The following is a 16,878-nucleotide window of genomic DNA, read 5'->3' on the forward strand; positions in this document are numbered from 1 at the left end:
GAAGGAGACTTACGTGGCCATCCGCGTCCTACTGGTCGACGACCAGCCGCTGCTGCGTACCGGCTTCCGGATGATTCTGGAAGCGGAGCAGGACATCGCGGTCGTGGGCGAGGCCGGCGACGGCCTCCAGGCTCTCGACCAGGTGCGGGCCCTGCAGCCCGACGTGGTTCTGATGGACATCCGCATGCCTCGGATGGACGGTGTCGAGGCGACCCGGCAGATCACCGGGCCCGGGCGGGACGGTCCGGCGAAGGTGCTGGTGCTGACCACCTTCGATCTCGACGAGTATGTGGTGGAGGCGCTGAAGGCGGGCGCCAGTGGCTTCCTGCTGAAGGACGCCCCGGCCAATGAGCTGGTGCAGGCGATCCGGGTGGTCGCCGGCGGTGAGGCGATGCTCGCGCCGAGCATCACGCGCCGCCTGCTCGACAAGTACGCGACGCATCTGCCGTCGGGCGACGAGCCGGTTCCGGACACCCTGCACACGCTCACCGACCGCGAGGTGGAGGTGCTGAAGCTGGTGGCGCGGGGCCTGTCCAACGCGGAGATCGCCGCGGATCTGTTCGTCAGCGAGACCACGGTGAAGACGCATGTCGGCCATGTGCTCACCAAGCTGGGGTTGCGTGACCGGGTGCAGGCCGCGGTGTACGCGTACGAGAGCGGGCTGGTGCGCCCCGGCGCACAGTAGGTGCCCGGCCCGCGGCAGCGAGAGCCCGCGTTACGGCGCAGAGGGCGCCCCTTCCTGGAAGGGGCGCCCTCTGCGTACGTGCGACGGGTGCGGCCGGCCGTCAGCTGTGGCCGTCCATCAGCCCTTGCTCAGCTCTTACTCAGCCCTTGCTCAGCTCCCAGAAGCGGAAGACGGTGGAGGCGTCGAGGCAGTACTCCAGGCCGTAGACGTTGTCGCGGACGACGGCGTACTGCTTGGCCTGCCAGACCGGGAGGACGGGGAGTTCCCTGGCCACGATGTCCTGGAGCCGGCTGAATTCGTCGTCCGTCGCGGAGCGGTCGCTCTCGGAGGCGGTACGCGGGATGAGCGAGCCGGTGATCGCGTTGTTGCTGTAGTTGTTGCCCAGCACGTTGCCCTTGCCGAAGAAGGGGGCGGTGAAGTTGTCGGCGTCCGGGTAGTCCGGGATCCAGCCCTTCACGTACACGCCGTACTTGCCGTCGGCGATGTCCTTCTCGTACTGGTCGAACGCGACGGACTGCACATCGGCGTCGAACAGGCCGCTGTCGTTGAGCTGCTGGGCGATCGCCTTCAGCTCCTGGTCGGTGGCCGGGCCATAGCGCGACGGGGTGGACCAGAGGGTCAGCTTGACCTTGCCGGTGATGCCGTCGTCCTGCAGCGCGGCGGCGGCCTTGGCCTTGGAGGGGCGGGCGCCGTAGGTGTCGAAGAAGGCGGTGTTGTGGCCGCCGATACCGGCCGGGATGATCGAGTACAGCGGGCTGGCGGTGCCCTGGTAGACGTCCTTGATGAGGGCGTCGCGGTCGATGAGGTAGGCGATGGCCTTGCGGACGCCGAGCTTTCCGGCGACCGGGTCGTCCATGTTGAAGACCAGGTGCTGGACTTCGGCGCTGCTGCCCTCGACGAGCTCGACGCCGGAGTCGGCGCCGGTCTTCTCGATGTCGGCGATGTCGCCCGCGGTGAGGCCTCGGTAGGCGATGTCGACCTCGCCTTCGCCCAAGGCCTTCTTCAGGGCGTCCTGGTCGCCGTGGAAGAACTTCAGGGTCACGCCGGAGTTCTGTGCCTCCGCGGTGCCCTTGTAGTTCTCGTTGACGGAGAAGACGGCCTCGTCGTCGTCGAACGAGTCGAGCTGGTACGGGCCCGAGCCGACCGCTGCCTTGTCCTTGCGCAGGCCGTTCGCGTCGTACTGCTCCTGGTCGACGATGGAGCCGGCACCGGAGGCTATCTTGCTCGGGAAGGTGGCGTCCGGGGTGTTGAGCCGGAAGACGACCGTCTTCTCGTCCGGGGTCTGCACCTTGTCGAGGGTGGGGAACATGACGGCGGGGCCGTCGGGGTCGTTGATCTTCAGCATGCGGTCGAAGGAGAACTTGACGTCCTCGGAGGTGAGTTCGTCACCGTTGCTGAAGGTGAGGCCGTCTCTGAGCGTGCACTTGTAGACCTTGGCTTCCGTGTCGGAGAAGGTGCACTGCTCGGCGGCTTCGGGCTGCGGTTCGGTGGCGCCCTTGGGGAAGCTGAGCAGGGACTGGAAGACGTTGTTGAACAACAGCCAGGAGCCGGGGTCGTAGCCGGAGGCGGGGTCGGTGGCCAGGACGTCGTCGGACATCCCCATGACCACCGAGCTGCCGGTCCCCCCGGAATCGCCCGTCTCCGTTCCGCAGCCGGTCAGCAGGCCGGAGGCCAGCCCTGCCATGACGGGCAGGACCGGCCACTGGTTGCGCATGTTCACGTACGAGTGCCTTGTCGTCGGTTGTGTGGAACCCGGGCCTCGTCCTGGGTCCCGGGCCGGACCCGGCGTCCTGGTCGTGGGCGCCGGGTGCGGGAAGACGTCAGCCGCTCACGCCACGGCCGAGCTCCCACAGCTGAAGGGTCGAGGAGGAGTTGAGCACATAGGCCGTACCCGTGACGTCGTCGCCGGCGGCGACGTACTGCTTGCCCTGCCACAGCGGGATCACCGGGACGTCGTTGGCGACGATGTCCTGGATGTCCGTCAGGCTGCCGGACGCCGAGAGCCGGTCGGCCACGCGGCGGGACTCCGGGATGAGGTGGTTGCGGATCGCGCTGTTGGCGTAGGGCGAGCCGAGGAAGTTGTCCTTGTCGAGGAAGGGCGCGAGGAAGTTGTCGGCGTCGGGGAAGTCGGGGAACCAGCCCATGCCGTAGACCTCGTACTCGCCCTTCTGCTCGGCGGGGCGGAACGTCGCCCAGGGGGCGCCCTCGATGTCGACGTCGAACAGGCCGCTGTCGTTGAGCTGCTTCTGCAGCAGCTCGAACTCCTTCTTGGTGGCCGAGCCGTAGTGGTCGGTGGTGTAGTGCAGCGTCAGCTTCACCGGGGTGGTGATGCCGGCCTTCTCCAACAGCGACTTGGCCTTGGCGGCGCTCGGGTCGCCGTACTTGTTGAAGAAGGCGTTGGAGTGGCCCGTGACGCTGGCGGGGACCAGCGAGTACAGCGGTTCGGCCTGGGAGCCATAGACCTTGGAGACGAGTTCGCCGCGGTTGATGAGCTGTGCCATCGCCTGGCGGACGGCCTTGGTCCGGACGCTCGGGTCGTTGGTGTTGAAGGCGAGGTAGCGGATTTCCAGGCCGGACATCTCGACGAGGTCGAGGGTGTCGTCGGAGTCGGCCGACAGCTTCTGGATCTGCTCGGGCGACATGGTGCGGGTCATCAGGTCGATGTCGCCCTTGGTGAGGGCGGTGCCCATTTCGTCGGCGTCCGCGAAGTTGCGCAGTTCGACCTTGTCGTTGTTCACCGTCAGGCTCCCCTTGTAGTCGGGGTTCTTGGTGAACACGGCGGAGACCAGCTTGTCGTTCTTGACCTCGGCCTGGAGGGTGTACGGGCCGGAGCCGTCGACCTCGAAGCCGTCGCGCAGCTTGTCCTTGGCGTAGATGTCCGGGTCGACGATGCCGGCGACCGGGGTGGACAGCTTGAACGGGAAGGTGGCGTCGGCGGTCTTGAGGTGGAAGATGACCTCGCGGTCGCCCTGGGTCTCGACGGTGTCGATGGTGGACAGCAGCGCGAAGACGCCGCTGTCGGCCTTGAGGGCGCGGGCGCGGTCGATGGAGTACTTGACGTCGGCCGCGGTGACGGGGGCGCCGTTCGCGAACTTGAGGTCCTTGCGCAGGGTGCAGGCGTAGCGCTCGTTGCCGCTGTCGGTGAAGCCGCAGCTCTGGGCGGCCTCGGGCACCGGGTCGCCCTCGCCGCGCGGCTGGACCATCAGGGTCTGCACGGTCTGGCGCAGGATGTTCCAGGTGCCGACGTCGTAGGCGTAGGCCGGGTCGAGGGGTGCGGGAGCGTCCTTCGAGGCAGTGAACGCGTCCGTGGTGCCGACGACGATCGCGTCGCCGCCGTCGCTACCGCTGTCGGTTCCGCCGCAGGCGGCGAGAACCGGCGCGAGCAGGCCGATGACGGCCGACAGCACCAAAGTCTTGCGGTTCATGCTCGGGGTTCTCCAGCTGTCGACTCCGTGTACCCGGCATGCAGGGGTGTTGCGGCGGATCACGGGGGTAAGGGCGATGTTCTCGCGTCGAGGTTAGTCCGCGCCCGCAGGAGGGTTCGCCGCCACCGGAGTTGAGAACCCATCACGCTGTGAAACCGGGTGTGGACGCACCGGAAACCTGATGCCGGAAGGATTCGTGCACCGATCAATGAATCGGGACACAAGGGTACGCCTGAAGGCCTCGTTGAAGGGTCGGCTGCACACGGCAGAGCACCTGTCGACCCTCCAGGGAGTGGTGAACGTCACAAACTGAACGGTCTTGGTGTGCACCGGAATTCAGCCACCGCGCGACATTCGAATTCCTTTACGGAATTCCCCGGCCTATCAGGGTTGCACGCTGGGTGAACGCCGGGCCTAATTCCGCCGTCAGGCCACCATCAGCCCCCGCAGAAATGCCAGATCGACCTCTTCCAGCGAGGTCACCACGGTACGCCGGGCGGCCGGGGTGATCGGTGCCACCGACGGCACGGCCACCACATGGCAGCCCGCGGCCTCGGCTGCGGCGACGCCGGTCGCCGTGTCCTCGACGACGGCGCATCGGGCGGGGTCGGCGCCGAGTCCGGCCGCGGCGAACAGGTAGGGGTCGGGGTGCGGCTTGGTGCGCGCCACCTCGTCCCCGGCGACGGTGAGCGCGAAGTACTGCGGGCCGAGCGAGGTGAGCACCCGGTCGATGATGCGCCGGTGCGAGGCGGATACCAGCGCCGTGGGAATCTCGTACTCGGCCAGCTCGGCCAGCAGCCGGGCCGCGCCCGGCATCAGCGGCAGGGCGCGGTCGATACGGTCCTCGAAGCCCTGGTTGAGCAGCACCGTGAGCTCGGCGAGGGTGATGTCGGCGCCGGTGGCCTCGATCAGGAAGCCCGCGCTGCGGGTCATCGGGCCGCCGACCACGACATGGCGCCAGGTGTCGTCGAGGGTGTGGCCGAGGCCGGCGAAGATCTCGACCTCGACGTCCCACCAGAAGCCCTCGGTGTCCACCAGGGTTCCGTCCATGTCGAGGAGTACGGCCTGCAGTGCCGAACCGTCGGCCGTACGGGTTACTGGCGCGGGGACCGTGCTGGTCATCCTGGCGCACCTCCTTGAGGGGCGATCAGGCCGGCTCCCATGAAGGGAACCGGCCTGCGGTGGACCGTCCAGTGTACGGCGTGCGGCGGCGAAGCGCCTGATTTAACCGCTGTGCCTCGGGGCACACCGATCGGACGCCGGGGATCGCCTCATCGTGCGTTGAAGTACTTCGCCTCCGGGTGGTGGATGACGATGGCGTCCGTGGACTGCTCGGGGTGCAGCTGGAACTCCTCGGACAGGTGGACGCCGATGCGCTCCGGCTGGAGCAGGTCGGCGATCTTGGACCGGTCCTCCAGGTTGGGGCAGGCGCCGTAGCCGAGGGAGAAGCGGGCGCCCCGGTACTTCAGCGCGAACATGTCCTCGATGTCGGCCGGGTCCTCACCGGCGAAGCCCAGCTCGGAACGCACGCGCGCGTGCCAGTACTCGGCGAGCGCCTCGGCCAGCTGGACGGACAGGCCGTGCAGTTCCAGGTAGTCGCGGTAGGCGTTCGCCTCGAACATCCGCGCGGTCTCCTCGCCGATCCGCGAGCCCACGGTGACCACCTGGAGGCCCACGACGTCCGTCTCGCCCGACTCCTGCGGGCGGAAGAAGTCCGCGAGGCACAGGCGGCGGCCGCGGCGCTGGCGCGGGAAGGTGAAGCGGGTGCGTTCGTTGCCGTGCTCGTCGAGAAGGATCAGGTCGTCGTCCTTGGAGACGCACGGGAAGTAGCCGTAGACCACGGCCGCTTCGAGGAGGTTCTCCGTCTGGAGCCGGTCGAGCAGTCCGCGCAGCCGCGGGCGGCCCTCGGTCTCGACGAGTTCCTCGTACGACGGTCCGCCGCCGGTGCGGGTCTCCTTCAGGCCCCACTGGCCCTTGAAGAGGGCGCCCTCGTCGAGCCAGGACGCGTATTCCTTGAGCTGGATGCCCTTGATGACGCGGGTGCCCCAGAACGGCGGCTCGGGGAGCGGGTTGTCGGTGGCGACGTCGGAACGGACGTGGCCTTCTTCCGGACGCTCGTCGAGTACGGCCGCGGTGGCCGCGGTCCTGACCCGGCGCTGCTTGAGGTCGGGCAGCTTCGCGCCGGGCACGCCCCGCTTGACGCCGATGAGGGCGTCCATCAGGCGCAGGCCCTCGAACGCGTCCCGGGCGTAGCGGACTTCGCCCTCGTAGATCTCGTGCAGGTCCTGCTCGACGTACGCGCGCGTGAGGGCGGCGCCGCCGAGGATGACCGGGTAGTCCGCCGCCAGGCCACGCTGGTTGAGCTCCTCCAGGTTCTCCTTCATGATCACCGTGGACTTGACCAGCAGGCCGGACATGCCGATGACGTCGGCGCGGTGCTCCTCGGCGGCTTCCAGGATGGCGGAGACGGGCTGCTTGATGCCCAGGTTGACCACGTTGTAGCCGTTGTTGGACAGGATGATGTCGACGAGGTTCTTGCCGATGTCGTGGACGTCGCCGCGCACGGTGGCCAGCACGATGGTGCCCTTGCCGTCGGCGTCGGACTTCTCCATGTACGGTTCGAGGTGGGCGACGGCGGTCTTCATGACCTCGGCCGACTGGAGCACGAACGGCAGCTGCATCTGGCCGGAGCCGAACAGCTCGCCGACGACCTTCATGCCGTCCAGGAGGGTCTCGTTGACGATGTCGAGGGCGGCGCGGGTCTGGAGGGCGTCGTCGAGGTCGGCTTCCAGGCCGTTCTTCTCGCCGTCGATGATGCGGCGCTTGAGGCGCTCCTCCAGCGGGAGGGCGGCCAGTTCCTCTGCCCGGCCCGCCTTGAGGGACTTGGTGGTGGCGCCCTCGAAGAGCTGCATGAGCTTCTGGAGGGGGTCGTAGCCCTCGGCGCGCCGGTCGTGGATGAGGTCGAGGGCCGTCTGTACCTCTTCCTCGCTGAAGCGGGCGATCGGCAGGATCTTCGAGGCGTGGACGATGGCCGAGTCCAGGCCCGCCTTGACGCACTCGTCGAGGAAGACGGAGTTGAGCAGGATGCGGGCGGCCGGGTTGAGGCCGAAGGAGATGTTGGACAGGCCCAGGGTGGTCTGGACGTCCGGGTGGCGTCGCTTGAGTTCGCGGATCGCCTCGATGGTGGCGATGCCGTCCTTGCGGGACTCTTCCTGACCGGTGCAGATGGTGAAGGTCAGGGTGTCGATGAGGATGTCCGACTCGAGGATGCCCCAGTTGCCGGTCAGGTCGTCGATCAGCCGCTCGGCGATCTCGACCTTCTTCTCCGGGGTGCGGGCCTGGCCCTCCTCGTCGATGGTCAGCGCGATCAGCGCGGCGCCGTGCTCGCGGGCGAGCTGGGTGACCTTCGCGAAGCGGGACTCGGGGCCGTCGCCGTCCTCGTAGTTGACGGAGTTGATGACCGCGCGCCCGCCGAGCTTCTCCAGACCGGCCTGGATGACGGGCACCTCGGTGGAGTCCAGCACGATCGGCAGGGTCGAGGCGGTGGCGAAGCGGCCGGCCAGTTCCTCCATGTCGGCGACGCCGTCGCGGCCGACGTAGTCCACGCACAGGTCGAGCATGTGCGCGCCCTCGCGGATCTGCTCGCGGGCCATCTCGACGCAGTCGTCCCAGCGGGCCGCCAGCATGGCCTCGCGGAACTTCTTCGAGCCGTTGGCGTTGGTGCGCTCGCCGATGGCCAGGTAGGAGGTGTCCTGACGGAACGGGACCGTCTGGTAGAGGGAGGCGGCGCCGGGTTCCGGCTGCGGCCGGCGCTCGCCGGGCGTGGCTTCCCGCACCCGCTCCACGAGCTGCCTGAGGTGCTCGGGGGTCGTGCCGCAGCAGCCGCCGATGAGGTTCAGCCCGTAGTCCCGTACGAAGGTCTCCTGGGCGTCGGCCAGGCCCTCGGGGTCGAGCGGGAAGTGGGCGCCGTCCTTGGTGAGGATCGGCAGGCCGGCGTTGGGCATGCACAGCAGGGGGGTGCGGGAGTGCCGGGCCAGGTAGCGCAGGTGCTCGCTCATCTCGGCGGGGCCGGTCGAGCAGTTCAGGCCGATCATGTCGATGCCGAGGGGCTCCAGCGCGGTCAGCGCGGCGCCGATCTCGGAACCGAGCAGCATGGTGCCGGTCGTCTCGAAGGCCATGGAGACCAGCAGCGGGACGTCGGTGCCGGTCGCCTCCATGGCGCGCCGGGCGCCCAGGATCGACGACTTCGTCTGCAGGAGGTCCTGTGTGGTCTCCACGATCAGGGCGTCCGCACCGCCGGCGAGCAGGCCCTCGGCGTTCGCCTGGAAGCCGTCGCGCAGTGTGCCGTAGCCGATGTGGCCGAGGGTCGGCAGCTTCGTACCGGGGCCGATCGATCCGAGCACCCACCGCTGGCGGCCGTCGCGGGCGCCGAACGCGTCGGCGGTCTCGCGGGCGATACGGGCGCCCGCCTCGGACAGCTCATGGACGCGGTCGGCGATGTCGTACTCGGCCATGGCCGAGTGGTTGGCGCCGAAGGTGTTGGTCTCGACGCAGTCCACGCCCGTCTCGAAGTAGGCCTCGTGGACGGAGCGGACGATGTCGGGCCGGGTGAGGTTGAGGATCTCGTTGCAGCCTTCGAGGTTCTCGAAGTCCTCGAGGGTGGGCTCCTGGGCCTGCAACATGGTGCCCATCGCTCCGTCGGCGACCACCACACGGGTGGCGAGGGCCTCACGGAGGGCGGACACACGGGTCCGGCTGTCGGCGGAAGGGGTCGGTGGCAACGAGGCCATGAAAGGGCTCCCTGGAATGCGACGGCTGTCGGCTTTGCACCCCGGTGTGACTTTCCACAGCGGGCGCACGCCGCCAGGGTAGCCGGGACCGCGACGGAATGTTCGGGCCGTCCACGGGGCGGACGCGGGCGACGGTGAGTGCGCTCACCGGATACGTGTGACGCAAGAGAAGCGGCCGGATGGCGACGGACCATTAGCGGGAGGTCGGCATCGACCGGTAGTGTTCGACATTGCCGAACGGCGGCAGCGACGTCGCGATGTCGACGGTCGAAGGGGACGGAGGCAGTACGGCGATGGCACGGAACATCCAGTCGCTCGAACGGGCGGCCGCGATGCTGCGGCTTCTCGCAGGCGGCGAGCGACGCCTCGGCCTGTCGGACATCGCCTCGTCACTGGGCCTCGCCAAGGGCACCGCCCACGGGATTCTGCGCACCCTCCAGCAGGAGGGTTTCGTCGAGCAGGACGACGCCTCGGGGCGTTACCAGCTGGGCGCCGAGCTGCTGCGCCTGGGCACCACCTACCTGGACGTGCACGAGCTGCGGGCACGCGCGCTGGTGTGGACGGACGACCTGGCCCGCTCCAGCGGGGAGAGCGTCTACCTGGGCGTGCTGCACCAGCAGGGGGTGCTGATCGTCCACCACGTCTTCCGCCCGGACGACAGCAGGCAAGTGCTGGAGATCGGCGCCATGCAGCCGCTGCACTCCACGGCCCTGGGCAAGGTCCTGTCGGCGTACGACCCGGTCGCGCACAGCGAGGTGATCGAGGCCGACCGCAAGGCCTACACGGACCGGACCGTGTGCGAGCTGGACGGCTTCGAGCACATCCTCGACATGACACGCGCGCGTGGCTACGCGGCGGACGTCGAGGAGACCTGGGAGGGCGTCGCCGCCCTGGCCGCCCCCATCCACGACCGGCGTCGCATGCCGGTCGGCGCGGTCGGTATCACCGGCGCCGTGGAACGGCTGTGCCGGGACGGCGAGCTGCGTCCCGAGCTGATCGCGGCGGTGCGGGACTGCGCCCGCGCGGTGTCGCGGGACCTGGGCGCCGGGCGGTTCTGAGCGCCTGTACGGGACGAGTGTGGCTGCCGGGACGTCGTAGGACGTCCCGGAATTCGTTGTGCCGCAACCCAAATGTCGGCATGTCGATAAACCAACACAATCGACAACGATCGCGCATTCAACGACAGAGCTCTTGACGCACGTACGACGCCGGGGCAAGACTCCCGTCCATCGGTCGGCATTGTCGAACACTTACCGGCAATACGCGCTAGAGTGTGACAACGCCAAGGGCCGGCATCGCTCTCACCCCCGAGGGCAACGCGAACCACCGGAGGGACCCGGGGTTCGGCTTCCCCTGGACGAAGGACAAAGGAGTCGCGGGTGTCCAGCTCCGACATCTTCATCGGCGAGACCATCGGTACCGCCATACTCATCCTGCTCGGCGGGGGCGTCTGCGCCGCCGTCACGCTGAAGGCCTCCAAGGCCCGCAACGCCGGCTGGCTCGCCATCACCTTCGGGTGGGGCTTCGCAGTACTCACGGCGGTGTACACCTCGGCGCCGCTGTCCGGCGCCCATCTGAACCCGGCCGTGACCGTCGCACTCGCGATCAAGGACGGCGAGTGGAGCAATGTTCCGACGTACTTCGCCGGACAGCTGCTCGGCGCCATGATCGGTGCGGCCCTGGTCTGGGTCGCCTACTACGGCCAGTTCCACGCCCACCTCACCGACAAGGAGATCGTCGGCGGTCCGGGTGCGCAGGCCACGGCGACCAAGGCCGTCGAGGCCCAGGAGAAGGGCGCCGGCCCGGTCCTGGGCATCTTCTCCACCGGTCCCGAGATCCGGAACGCGGTGCAGAACCTCGCCACGGAGATCATCGGCACCGTCGTACTGGTCCTGGCCGTCCTCACGCAGGGCCTGAACGACGCCGGCAACGGCCTCGGCACCCTGGGCGCCCTGATCACCGCGCTCGTGGTCGTCTCCATCGGTCTGTCGCTCGGCGGCCCGACCGGTTACGCGATCAACCCGGCCCGTGACCTCGGTCCGCGTATCGTCCACGCCCTTCTGCCGCTGCCCAACAAGGGCGGTTCCGACTGGGGCTACGCCTGGATCCCGGTGGTCGGCCCGCTGATCGGCGGCGCCATCGCTGCAGGCATCTACAACGTCGCTTTCGCCTAGGAGCAGCGAGCTTCACCCGTTCGGGTGATAAGCACCGAAACTCTCAGCGCGCGCCGTACGTAAAGCCCCATAACCACGGAACTTCCAGGAGCTAACAGTGACCGACGCCCACACCGCCGGCCCCTTCATCGCCGCCATCGACCAGGGCACCACCTCGTCCCGCTGCATCGTCTTCGACCGCGACGGCCGTATCGTCTCCGTCGACCAGAAGGAGCACGAGCAGATCTTCCCGAAGCCGGGCTGGGTCGAGCACAACGCGACCGAGATCTGGACCAACGTCCAGGAGGTCGTCGCCGGAGCGATCGCCAAGGCCGGCATCACCCGCGACGACATCAAGGCCATCGGCATCACCAACCAGCGCGAGACCACCGTGCTGTGGGACAAGAACACCGGTGAGCCCGTCCACAACGCCATCGTCTGGCAGGACACCCGCACCGACGCGCTCTGCAAGGAGCTCGGCCGCAATGTCGGCCAGGACCGCTTCCGCCGTGAGACCGGCCTTCCCCTCGCCTCCTACTTCGCCGGTCCCAAGGCCCGCTGGCTGCTGGACAACGTCGAGGGCCTCAAGGAGCGCGCCGAGGCCGGCGACATCCTCTTCGGCACCATGGACACCTGGGTCATCTGGAACCTGACCGGTGGTGCCAACGGCGGCAAGCACGTCACCGACGTCACCAACGCCTCCCGCACCATGCTGATGAACCTGCACACCATGGAGTGGGACGACAAGATCGCCGAGTCGATCGGCGTGCCGCTGCAGATCCTGCCGGAGATCCGCTCTTCCGCCGAGGTCTATGGCGAGGTCACCGGCGGCAAGCTGGGCGACCTGCTCGGCGGCATCCCGGTCGCCTCGGCGCTCGGCGACCAGCAGGCGGCCCTGTTCGGCCAGACCTGTTTCTCCGAGGGCGAGGTCAAGTCGACGTACGGCACCGGCACCTTCATGGTGATGAACACCGGTGACAAGATCATCAACTCGTACGCGGGCCTGCTCACCACGGTCGGCTACAAGATCGGCGACCAGCCGACGGTGTACGCCCTGGAGGGCTCGATCGCCGTCACCGGCTCGCTGGTGCAGTGGATGCGCGACCAGATGGGCCTGATCTCCACCGCCGCCGAGATCGAGACGCTCGCGCTCTCGGTCGAGGACAACGGCGGTGCCTACTTCGTACCGGCCTTCTCCGGCCTGTTCGCCCCGCACTGGCGCTCCGACGCCCGCGGTGTGATCGCCGGCCTGACCCGGTACGTCACCAAGGCGCACCTCGCGCGCGCCGTCCTGGAGGCCACCGCCTGGCAGACGCGGGAGATCGCCGACGCCATGGTCAAGGACTCCGGCGACGAGCTGGTGGCCCTGAAGGTCGACGGCGGCATGACCTCCAACAACCTGCTGATGCAGACCCTCTCGGACGTCCTGGACGCACCCGTGGTGCGCCCGATGGTCGCCGAGACCACCTGCCTCGGCGCCGCCTACGCCGCCGGTCTCGCCGTCGGCTTCTGGTCCGGCACCGACGAACTGCGCTCCAACTGGCGCCGGGCCGCCGAGTGGACCCCCCACATGGACGCGGAGACCCGCGACCGTGAGTACAAGAACTGGCTCAAGGCCGTCGAGCGGACCATGGGCTGGATCGAGGACGACGAGAGCTGAGAGCAGCTCTCGCCAGCTCTCGAACTCTGATGAGGAGTAAGAACCCGAAATGACCAGTCAGACCACCCTGCAGTCCGTGCCTGCCCTCGGGACGCGCCCGGCGTCCGGCTCGAACCCGAGCCGCGCCGAGACCCGGGAGCAGCTCGCCAAGGCGTCGTACGACCTTCTCGTGATCGGCGGCGGCATCCTGGGCATCTCCACCGCCTGGCACGCCGCGCAGTCCGGCCTGCGGGTGGCTCTGGTCGACGCCGGTGACTTCGCCGGCGCCACCTCGTCCGCCTCCTCCAAGCTGCTCCACGGCGGTCTGCGCTACCTGCAGACCGGCGCGGTGAAGCTGGTGGCGGAGAACCACTTCGAGCGCCGTGCGGTCTCCCGTCAGGTGGCCCCTCACCTGGCGAACCCGCTCACGTTCTACCTCCCCGTGTACAAGGGCGGGCCGCACGGCGCCGCGAAGCTCGGGGCGGGCGTCTTCGCCTACTCCGCGCTCTCCGCGTTCGGTGACGGCGTCGGTCACCTCCTGTCCCCCGCCAAGGCGGCGCAGGACGTGCCCGAGCTGCGCACCGAGAACCTCAAGGCCGTGGCCGTGTACGGCGACGACCAGATGAACGACGCGCGCATGGCGCTGATGACGGTCCGCGGGGCCGTCGAGGCGGGCGCGGTCGTGCTCAACCACGCCGAGGTCACCGGCCTGCGCTTCACCAAGGGCCGGGTGACCGGGGCGGACCTGAGGGACCGCGTGTCCGGTGACGAGTTCGGGGTGAACGCCCGGCTCGTGCTGAACGCGACCGGCCCGTGGGTGGACCACCTGCGCAAGATGGAGGACCCGAATGCCGCGCCGTCGATCCGTCTGTCGAAGGGCGCGCATCTGGTCCTGAAGCGGACGTCGCCGTGGAAGGCGGCGCTCGCGACCCCGATCGACAAGTACCGGATCACGTTCGCCCTGCCCTGGGAGGACATGCTGCTCCTGGGCACCACGGACGAGGAGTTCGAGGGCGACCCGGCGGACGTCGCGGTCACCGAGAAGGACACGGCCCAGATACTCGACGAGGCCGCGTTCTCGATCCGCGACCAGCAGCTCGACCGTGACCTCATCACGTACTCCTTCGCGGGTCTGCGCGTGCTGCCGGGCGGCCCCGGTGACACCGCGAAGGCCAAGCGCGAGACGGTCGTGACCGAGGGCAAGGGCGGCATGCTGTCCGTCGCGGGCGGCAAGTGGACGACCTTCCGGCACATCGGCCGCACGATCATGAAGAAGCTGGAGGCGCTGCCGGGCCACCCGCTGGGCGACGACTTCGAGCCGATCGCCTCGCTGCCAAAGAAGCTGCCGCTGCCCGGCATCGCCAACCCGCGCGCGGTCGCCCACCGGCTGCTGACCGACCGCCCGGCGCCCGGCCCGCGCATGGCGGCCGACACCGCCAAGCACCTGGCCACGCACTACGGTTCGCTGGCCTTCGACATCGCCCGCATCGCGAACGAGAACCCGGAGCTGGGCGAGCGCGTCCACCCGGACGCTCCGGAGATCTGGGCCCAGGTCGTCTACGCCCGGGACAACGAGTGGGCCGAGACGCAGGACGACGTGCTGCGCCGCCGGACGACGCTGACGATCCGGGGTCTGGCCACGGACGACGTCCGCGCCAAGGTCCAGGACCTGCTCGACAAGAAGTGAGCCTCGCGGGCGCCAGGGGAGGTTTCGCCGGATGAGCCTCCCTGGGCGCCGGGTTCGGCCACTCCCCTGACCAGGCCGGACCGCACGAGGGCGGCCCCGTTTCTTCCGCACCGGGGCCGGCCACGACCGGAAGGGGCGGCTCCACGCCGACGGAGCCGCCCCTTTCGCGTGCCAGTGCTTTTGTTTTCGTCTGCGGGTGTGTGTGGGGGGGCTGGTCGCGCCCACGCGGCGGAGCCGCACATTGGTACAGCCCCGCGCCCCTAGGTGGGTTGCACTACCGCCCTTACATCGTTCGGGGCGTTCAACTCGGCGCGACGGACTATCAGGTCCCGGCCCGTCAGCAGCGCCCTGCGGGATGCCGGGACCGGGTCGGGCAGAGTCGTGAGGTCCGTCAGATGGGCGAAGCCGATGATCCTGCGGATGATCTCCGTGCCGGCGTAGCCGAGGGACTCCGTCCATACCCGGCGCAGGAAGCGGTCCAGGTAGGCGTCGTCGAAGAACGTGTCGACGCGGGTCGGCCACAGGCGGCGGAACTCCGTTTCGAACGCCTCCCAGGACAGGCGGAGTTGATCCGCGTGGTCGGACAGGGTACCGAGGGCACGCGCCCGCTCCTCCGAGACCACCACGTTGGCCCAGTACAGGCCGAGGTCGTAGCCGATCGGGCCGACGAAAGAGAACTCGGGGTCGAAGACCCGGACCACCGGGGAACCGGAGCGCTCGCCGACCATGATGCTGCCGGTGTGCAGGTCACCGTGGAGGAGGGCCTGGGCGCCGGTCATGAAGGTGTGGCGGAGGTCGGCGACCTCGGTGCGGAGCCGGGCGTCGGCGCGGAACTCGGCCGCCAGGTCGTCCAGCTGCGGGTGCCAGTGGTTGTGTTCGTGCTCGATGTACGGCTCGGAGAGGACCACGTCCTCGGTGATCTTGCAGAGCTCGGGGCTGACCGAGGCCGCGATGAGCGCCTTGCGGTCGGCCGAATCCATGCCGAAGTCGCTGGTCGCGAAGGAGAACTGGGCGACGAACTCACCGATGCGCGCCGAGGTGTGCGGGCCGTACGGCGCGCCGTCGTTCAGGCGGGTACGCAGGACCTCCAGGTCCGACATGTCCTCCATGACGAGGGCGTGGTTCTCGGGGTCGTAGCCGTGGATCGCCGGGATCTTGTCGGGGGCGACCTTCGCCACCTGGGCGTAGGCGCGGGCCTCGGCGTCGGCGCGCTCGGGGCTCATAGGCCAGGAGGGGCCCGCGACCCGGACCCAGGGCAGGGCCTGCTTGACGGCGAGGCTGCGGGTGCCGTCGGCGGAGGAGGCGAGGAACACGCGGTTCATGTTGCCGTCCGACACCTCGCGCACACGGATGTCGGCCCTGTCGTCCCAGTGGCCGCGCTCGCGCAGGTAGCCGGGGATGTCGTCGGTCTCCAGGATGCGGTAGCCCATCGTACGAACTCCTCGAACTTCCTTATGCGGTACGGCGCTTGGACAGGGTGAAGCTGAAGACCAGGGCGAGGATGAGGACCGCGCCCTCGACGACGTCCTGGGTGTAGTACGGCAGGCCCTTGATGGTCAGACCGGTGGTGATGATGCCGATGAGGACGGCGCCGAGGGCCGTGCCCCAGACGTTGGGGCGGCCACGGCCCAGGACGGAGGTGCCGACGAGGGCCACCGCGACCGCCTCCAGCAGCTGCGAGGTGCCCGCCGAGACGTCGCCCTGGCCGATGCGGGAGGCCAGGATGAGGCCGCCGATCGAGGCGAGGACGCCGGACAGGACGTAGGCGAGGGCCCGGTACGCGCCGACGCGGATGCCGGCCAGGCGGGAGGCCTCGGGGTTGGCGCCGATGGCGTACAGGACGCGGCCCCAGCGGGTGCGGGCGAGGAAGACCCAGGCGGCGATGGTCAGGCCGCCGAAGATCAGCACGGAGATGGGGATGCCGAGGACCGTCCCGCGGTCGATCTTCAGGAAGCCCGCGGTGAACCTGCCGGGCGCGGTCGAGCCGTCGTCCATCGTCATGCCGGGGGTGATGGACTGGCCGTCGACCAGGATGAGCTTGCTGCCCTGGATCACGAACATGGTGCCGAGGGTGGCGAGCATGTCCGGGATCTTCAGTACGACGATCAGGAGCGCGTTGAGGAGGCCCGCGAGGGCGCCTGCCGCGAGGACCGCGATGATGGCGATGGTGCCGATCTGGTTGTGGACGACCATCGTCTGGGCGGCGACCGAGACGCCGAGGCCGGCGACCGCGCCGACGGACATGTCCATTCCGCCGACGGCCATGGTGAGGGTGACGCCGAGGCCGAGGATCGCGGCCACGGAGACATATCGCAACGTGTCGAGAAGAGTCGCCGACTCCCGGAAGGAGCCCTCGCTCAGCGCGAAGTACAGGAACAGCGCGACCGTGACGAAGATGAAGCCGTACTTGATGACGGCGTTCTGGACGCGTACGGCGGTGGAGGTCGCGGGCGGGATCGCCGCCTTCGTGGGGACTTCCGTGCTCTGGGTGGTGGTCAT

The 16,878-nt window shown here is 68.9% G+C and carries 11 protein-coding genes; 5 read left to right on the forward strand and 6 right to left on the reverse strand.

Translation table 11 applies throughout. From position 1 onward, the window contains the following. Positions 1-13 precede the first annotated feature (13 nt). Positions 14-685: a response regulator transcription factor gene (locus tag ABIE67_RS10370; RefSeq protein ID WP_015661641.1), complete on the forward strand. Its 672-nt coding sequence runs from the start codon at positions 14-16 to the stop codon at positions 683-685. A gap of 139 nt (positions 686-824) precedes the next feature. On the opposite strand, the gene ABIE67_RS10375 is transcribed toward ABIE67_RS10370, so the two are convergent. From ABIE67_RS10375 to metH, 4 genes are all read right to left on the reverse strand, one after another. Further along, the gene (locus tag ABIE67_RS10375; protein ID WP_370256004.1) at positions 825-2,405 is read right to left on the reverse strand and encodes an ABC transporter substrate-binding protein; all 1,581 of its coding nucleotides are present in this window, start codon (positions 2,403-2,405) and stop codon (positions 825-827) included. A gap of 100 nt (positions 2,406-2,505) precedes the next feature. Next, positions 2,506-4,110 carry an ABC transporter substrate-binding protein gene (locus ABIE67_RS10380; RefSeq protein WP_370256005.1) on the reverse strand — a complete coding sequence of 535 codons (1,605 nt, stop codon included), beginning with the start codon at positions 4,108-4,110 and terminating at the stop codon, positions 2,506-2,508. Between the two features lie 426 nt (positions 4,111-4,536). Next, positions 4,537-5,232, reverse strand: a complete 696-nt coding sequence (locus ABIE67_RS10385) for an HAD family hydrolase (protein WP_370256006.1) — start codon at positions 5,230-5,232, stop codon at positions 4,537-4,539. A gap of 149 nt (positions 5,233-5,381) precedes the next feature. Further along, on the reverse strand, positions 5,382-8,900 hold the full coding sequence (gene metH / locus ABIE67_RS10390; RefSeq protein WP_370256007.1) for a methionine synthase: 3,519 nt from the start codon (positions 8,898-8,900) through the stop codon (positions 5,382-5,384). 293 nt (positions 8,901-9,193) lie between these two features. On the opposite strand from metH, the gene ABIE67_RS10395 reads away from it, so the two are divergent. The 4 genes from ABIE67_RS10395 to ABIE67_RS10410 all read left to right on the forward strand — a co-directional run bounded on the left by ABIE67_RS10395 (position 9,194) and on the right by ABIE67_RS10410 (position 14,379). Then, entirely contained in the window at positions 9,194-9,958 is a 765-nt protein-coding gene (locus ABIE67_RS10395; protein WP_370256008.1) for an IclR family transcriptional regulator, read from the forward strand. Between the two features lie 321 nt (positions 9,959-10,279). Continuing rightward, positions 10,280-11,074, forward strand: coding sequence for an MIP/aquaporin family protein (locus ABIE67_RS10400; RefSeq protein WP_370256009.1), 795 nt, complete (start codon positions 10,280-10,282; stop codon positions 11,072-11,074). Positions 11,075-11,171: 97 nt separating this feature from the next. After that, positions 11,172-12,713 (forward strand): glycerol kinase GlpK, encoded by a 1,542-nt coding sequence (gene glpK, locus ABIE67_RS10405; RefSeq protein ID WP_250085359.1) that lies wholly within the window; start codon positions 11,172-11,174, stop codon positions 12,711-12,713. Positions 12,714-12,762: 49 nt separating this feature from the next. Beyond that, complete coding sequence (locus ABIE67_RS10410) at positions 12,763-14,379, forward strand: FAD-dependent oxidoreductase (protein WP_370256010.1); 1,617 nt, start codon at positions 12,763-12,765, stop codon at positions 14,377-14,379. A gap of 260 nt (positions 14,380-14,639) precedes the next feature. Here the strand turns inward: ABIE67_RS10410 and mtnK are convergent, their stop codons facing one another. Then, the gene (gene mtnK / locus ABIE67_RS10415; protein ID WP_370256011.1) at positions 14,640-15,809 is read right to left on the reverse strand and encodes an S-methyl-5-thioribose kinase; all 1,170 of its coding nucleotides are present in this window, start codon (positions 15,807-15,809) and stop codon (positions 14,640-14,642) included. A 22-nt stretch (positions 15,810-15,831) separates the two neighbouring features. Then, positions 15,832-16,878, reverse strand: coding sequence for an ABC transporter permease (locus ABIE67_RS10420; RefSeq protein WP_370256012.1), 1,047 nt, complete (start codon positions 16,876-16,878; stop codon positions 15,832-15,834).

Source organism: Streptomyces sp. V4I8 (assembly GCF_041261225.1).
Lineage (GTDB): Bacteria > Actinomycetota > Actinomycetes > Streptomycetales > Streptomycetaceae > Streptomyces.

Coding starts and splice junctions, on each gene's coding strand:
- ABIE67_RS10380 (WP_370256005.1), bottom strand. CDS start 4,110: ATGAACCGCAAGACTTTGGTGCTGTCGGCCGTCATCGGCCTGCTCGCG.
- ABIE67_RS10395 (WP_370256008.1), top strand. CDS start 9,194: ATGGCACGGAACATCCAGTCGCTCGAACGGGCGGCCGCGATGCTGCGG.
- ABIE67_RS10385 (WP_370256006.1), bottom strand. CDS start 5,232: ATGACCAGCACGGTCCCCGCGCCAGTAACCCGTACGGCCGACGGTTCG.
- ABIE67_RS10410 (WP_370256010.1), top strand. CDS start 12,763: ATGACCAGTCAGACCACCCTGCAGTCCGTGCCTGCCCTCGGGACGCGC.
- ABIE67_RS10420 (WP_370256012.1), bottom strand. CDS start 16,878: ATGACCACCACCCAGAGCACGGAAGTCCCCACGAAGGCGGCGATCCCG.
- mtnK (WP_370256011.1), bottom strand. CDS start 15,809: ATGGGCTACCGCATCCTGGAGACCGACGACATCCCCGGCTACCTGCGC.
- metH (WP_370256007.1), bottom strand. CDS start 8,900: ATGGCCTCGTTGCCACCGACCCCTTCCGCCGACAGCCGGACCCGTGTG.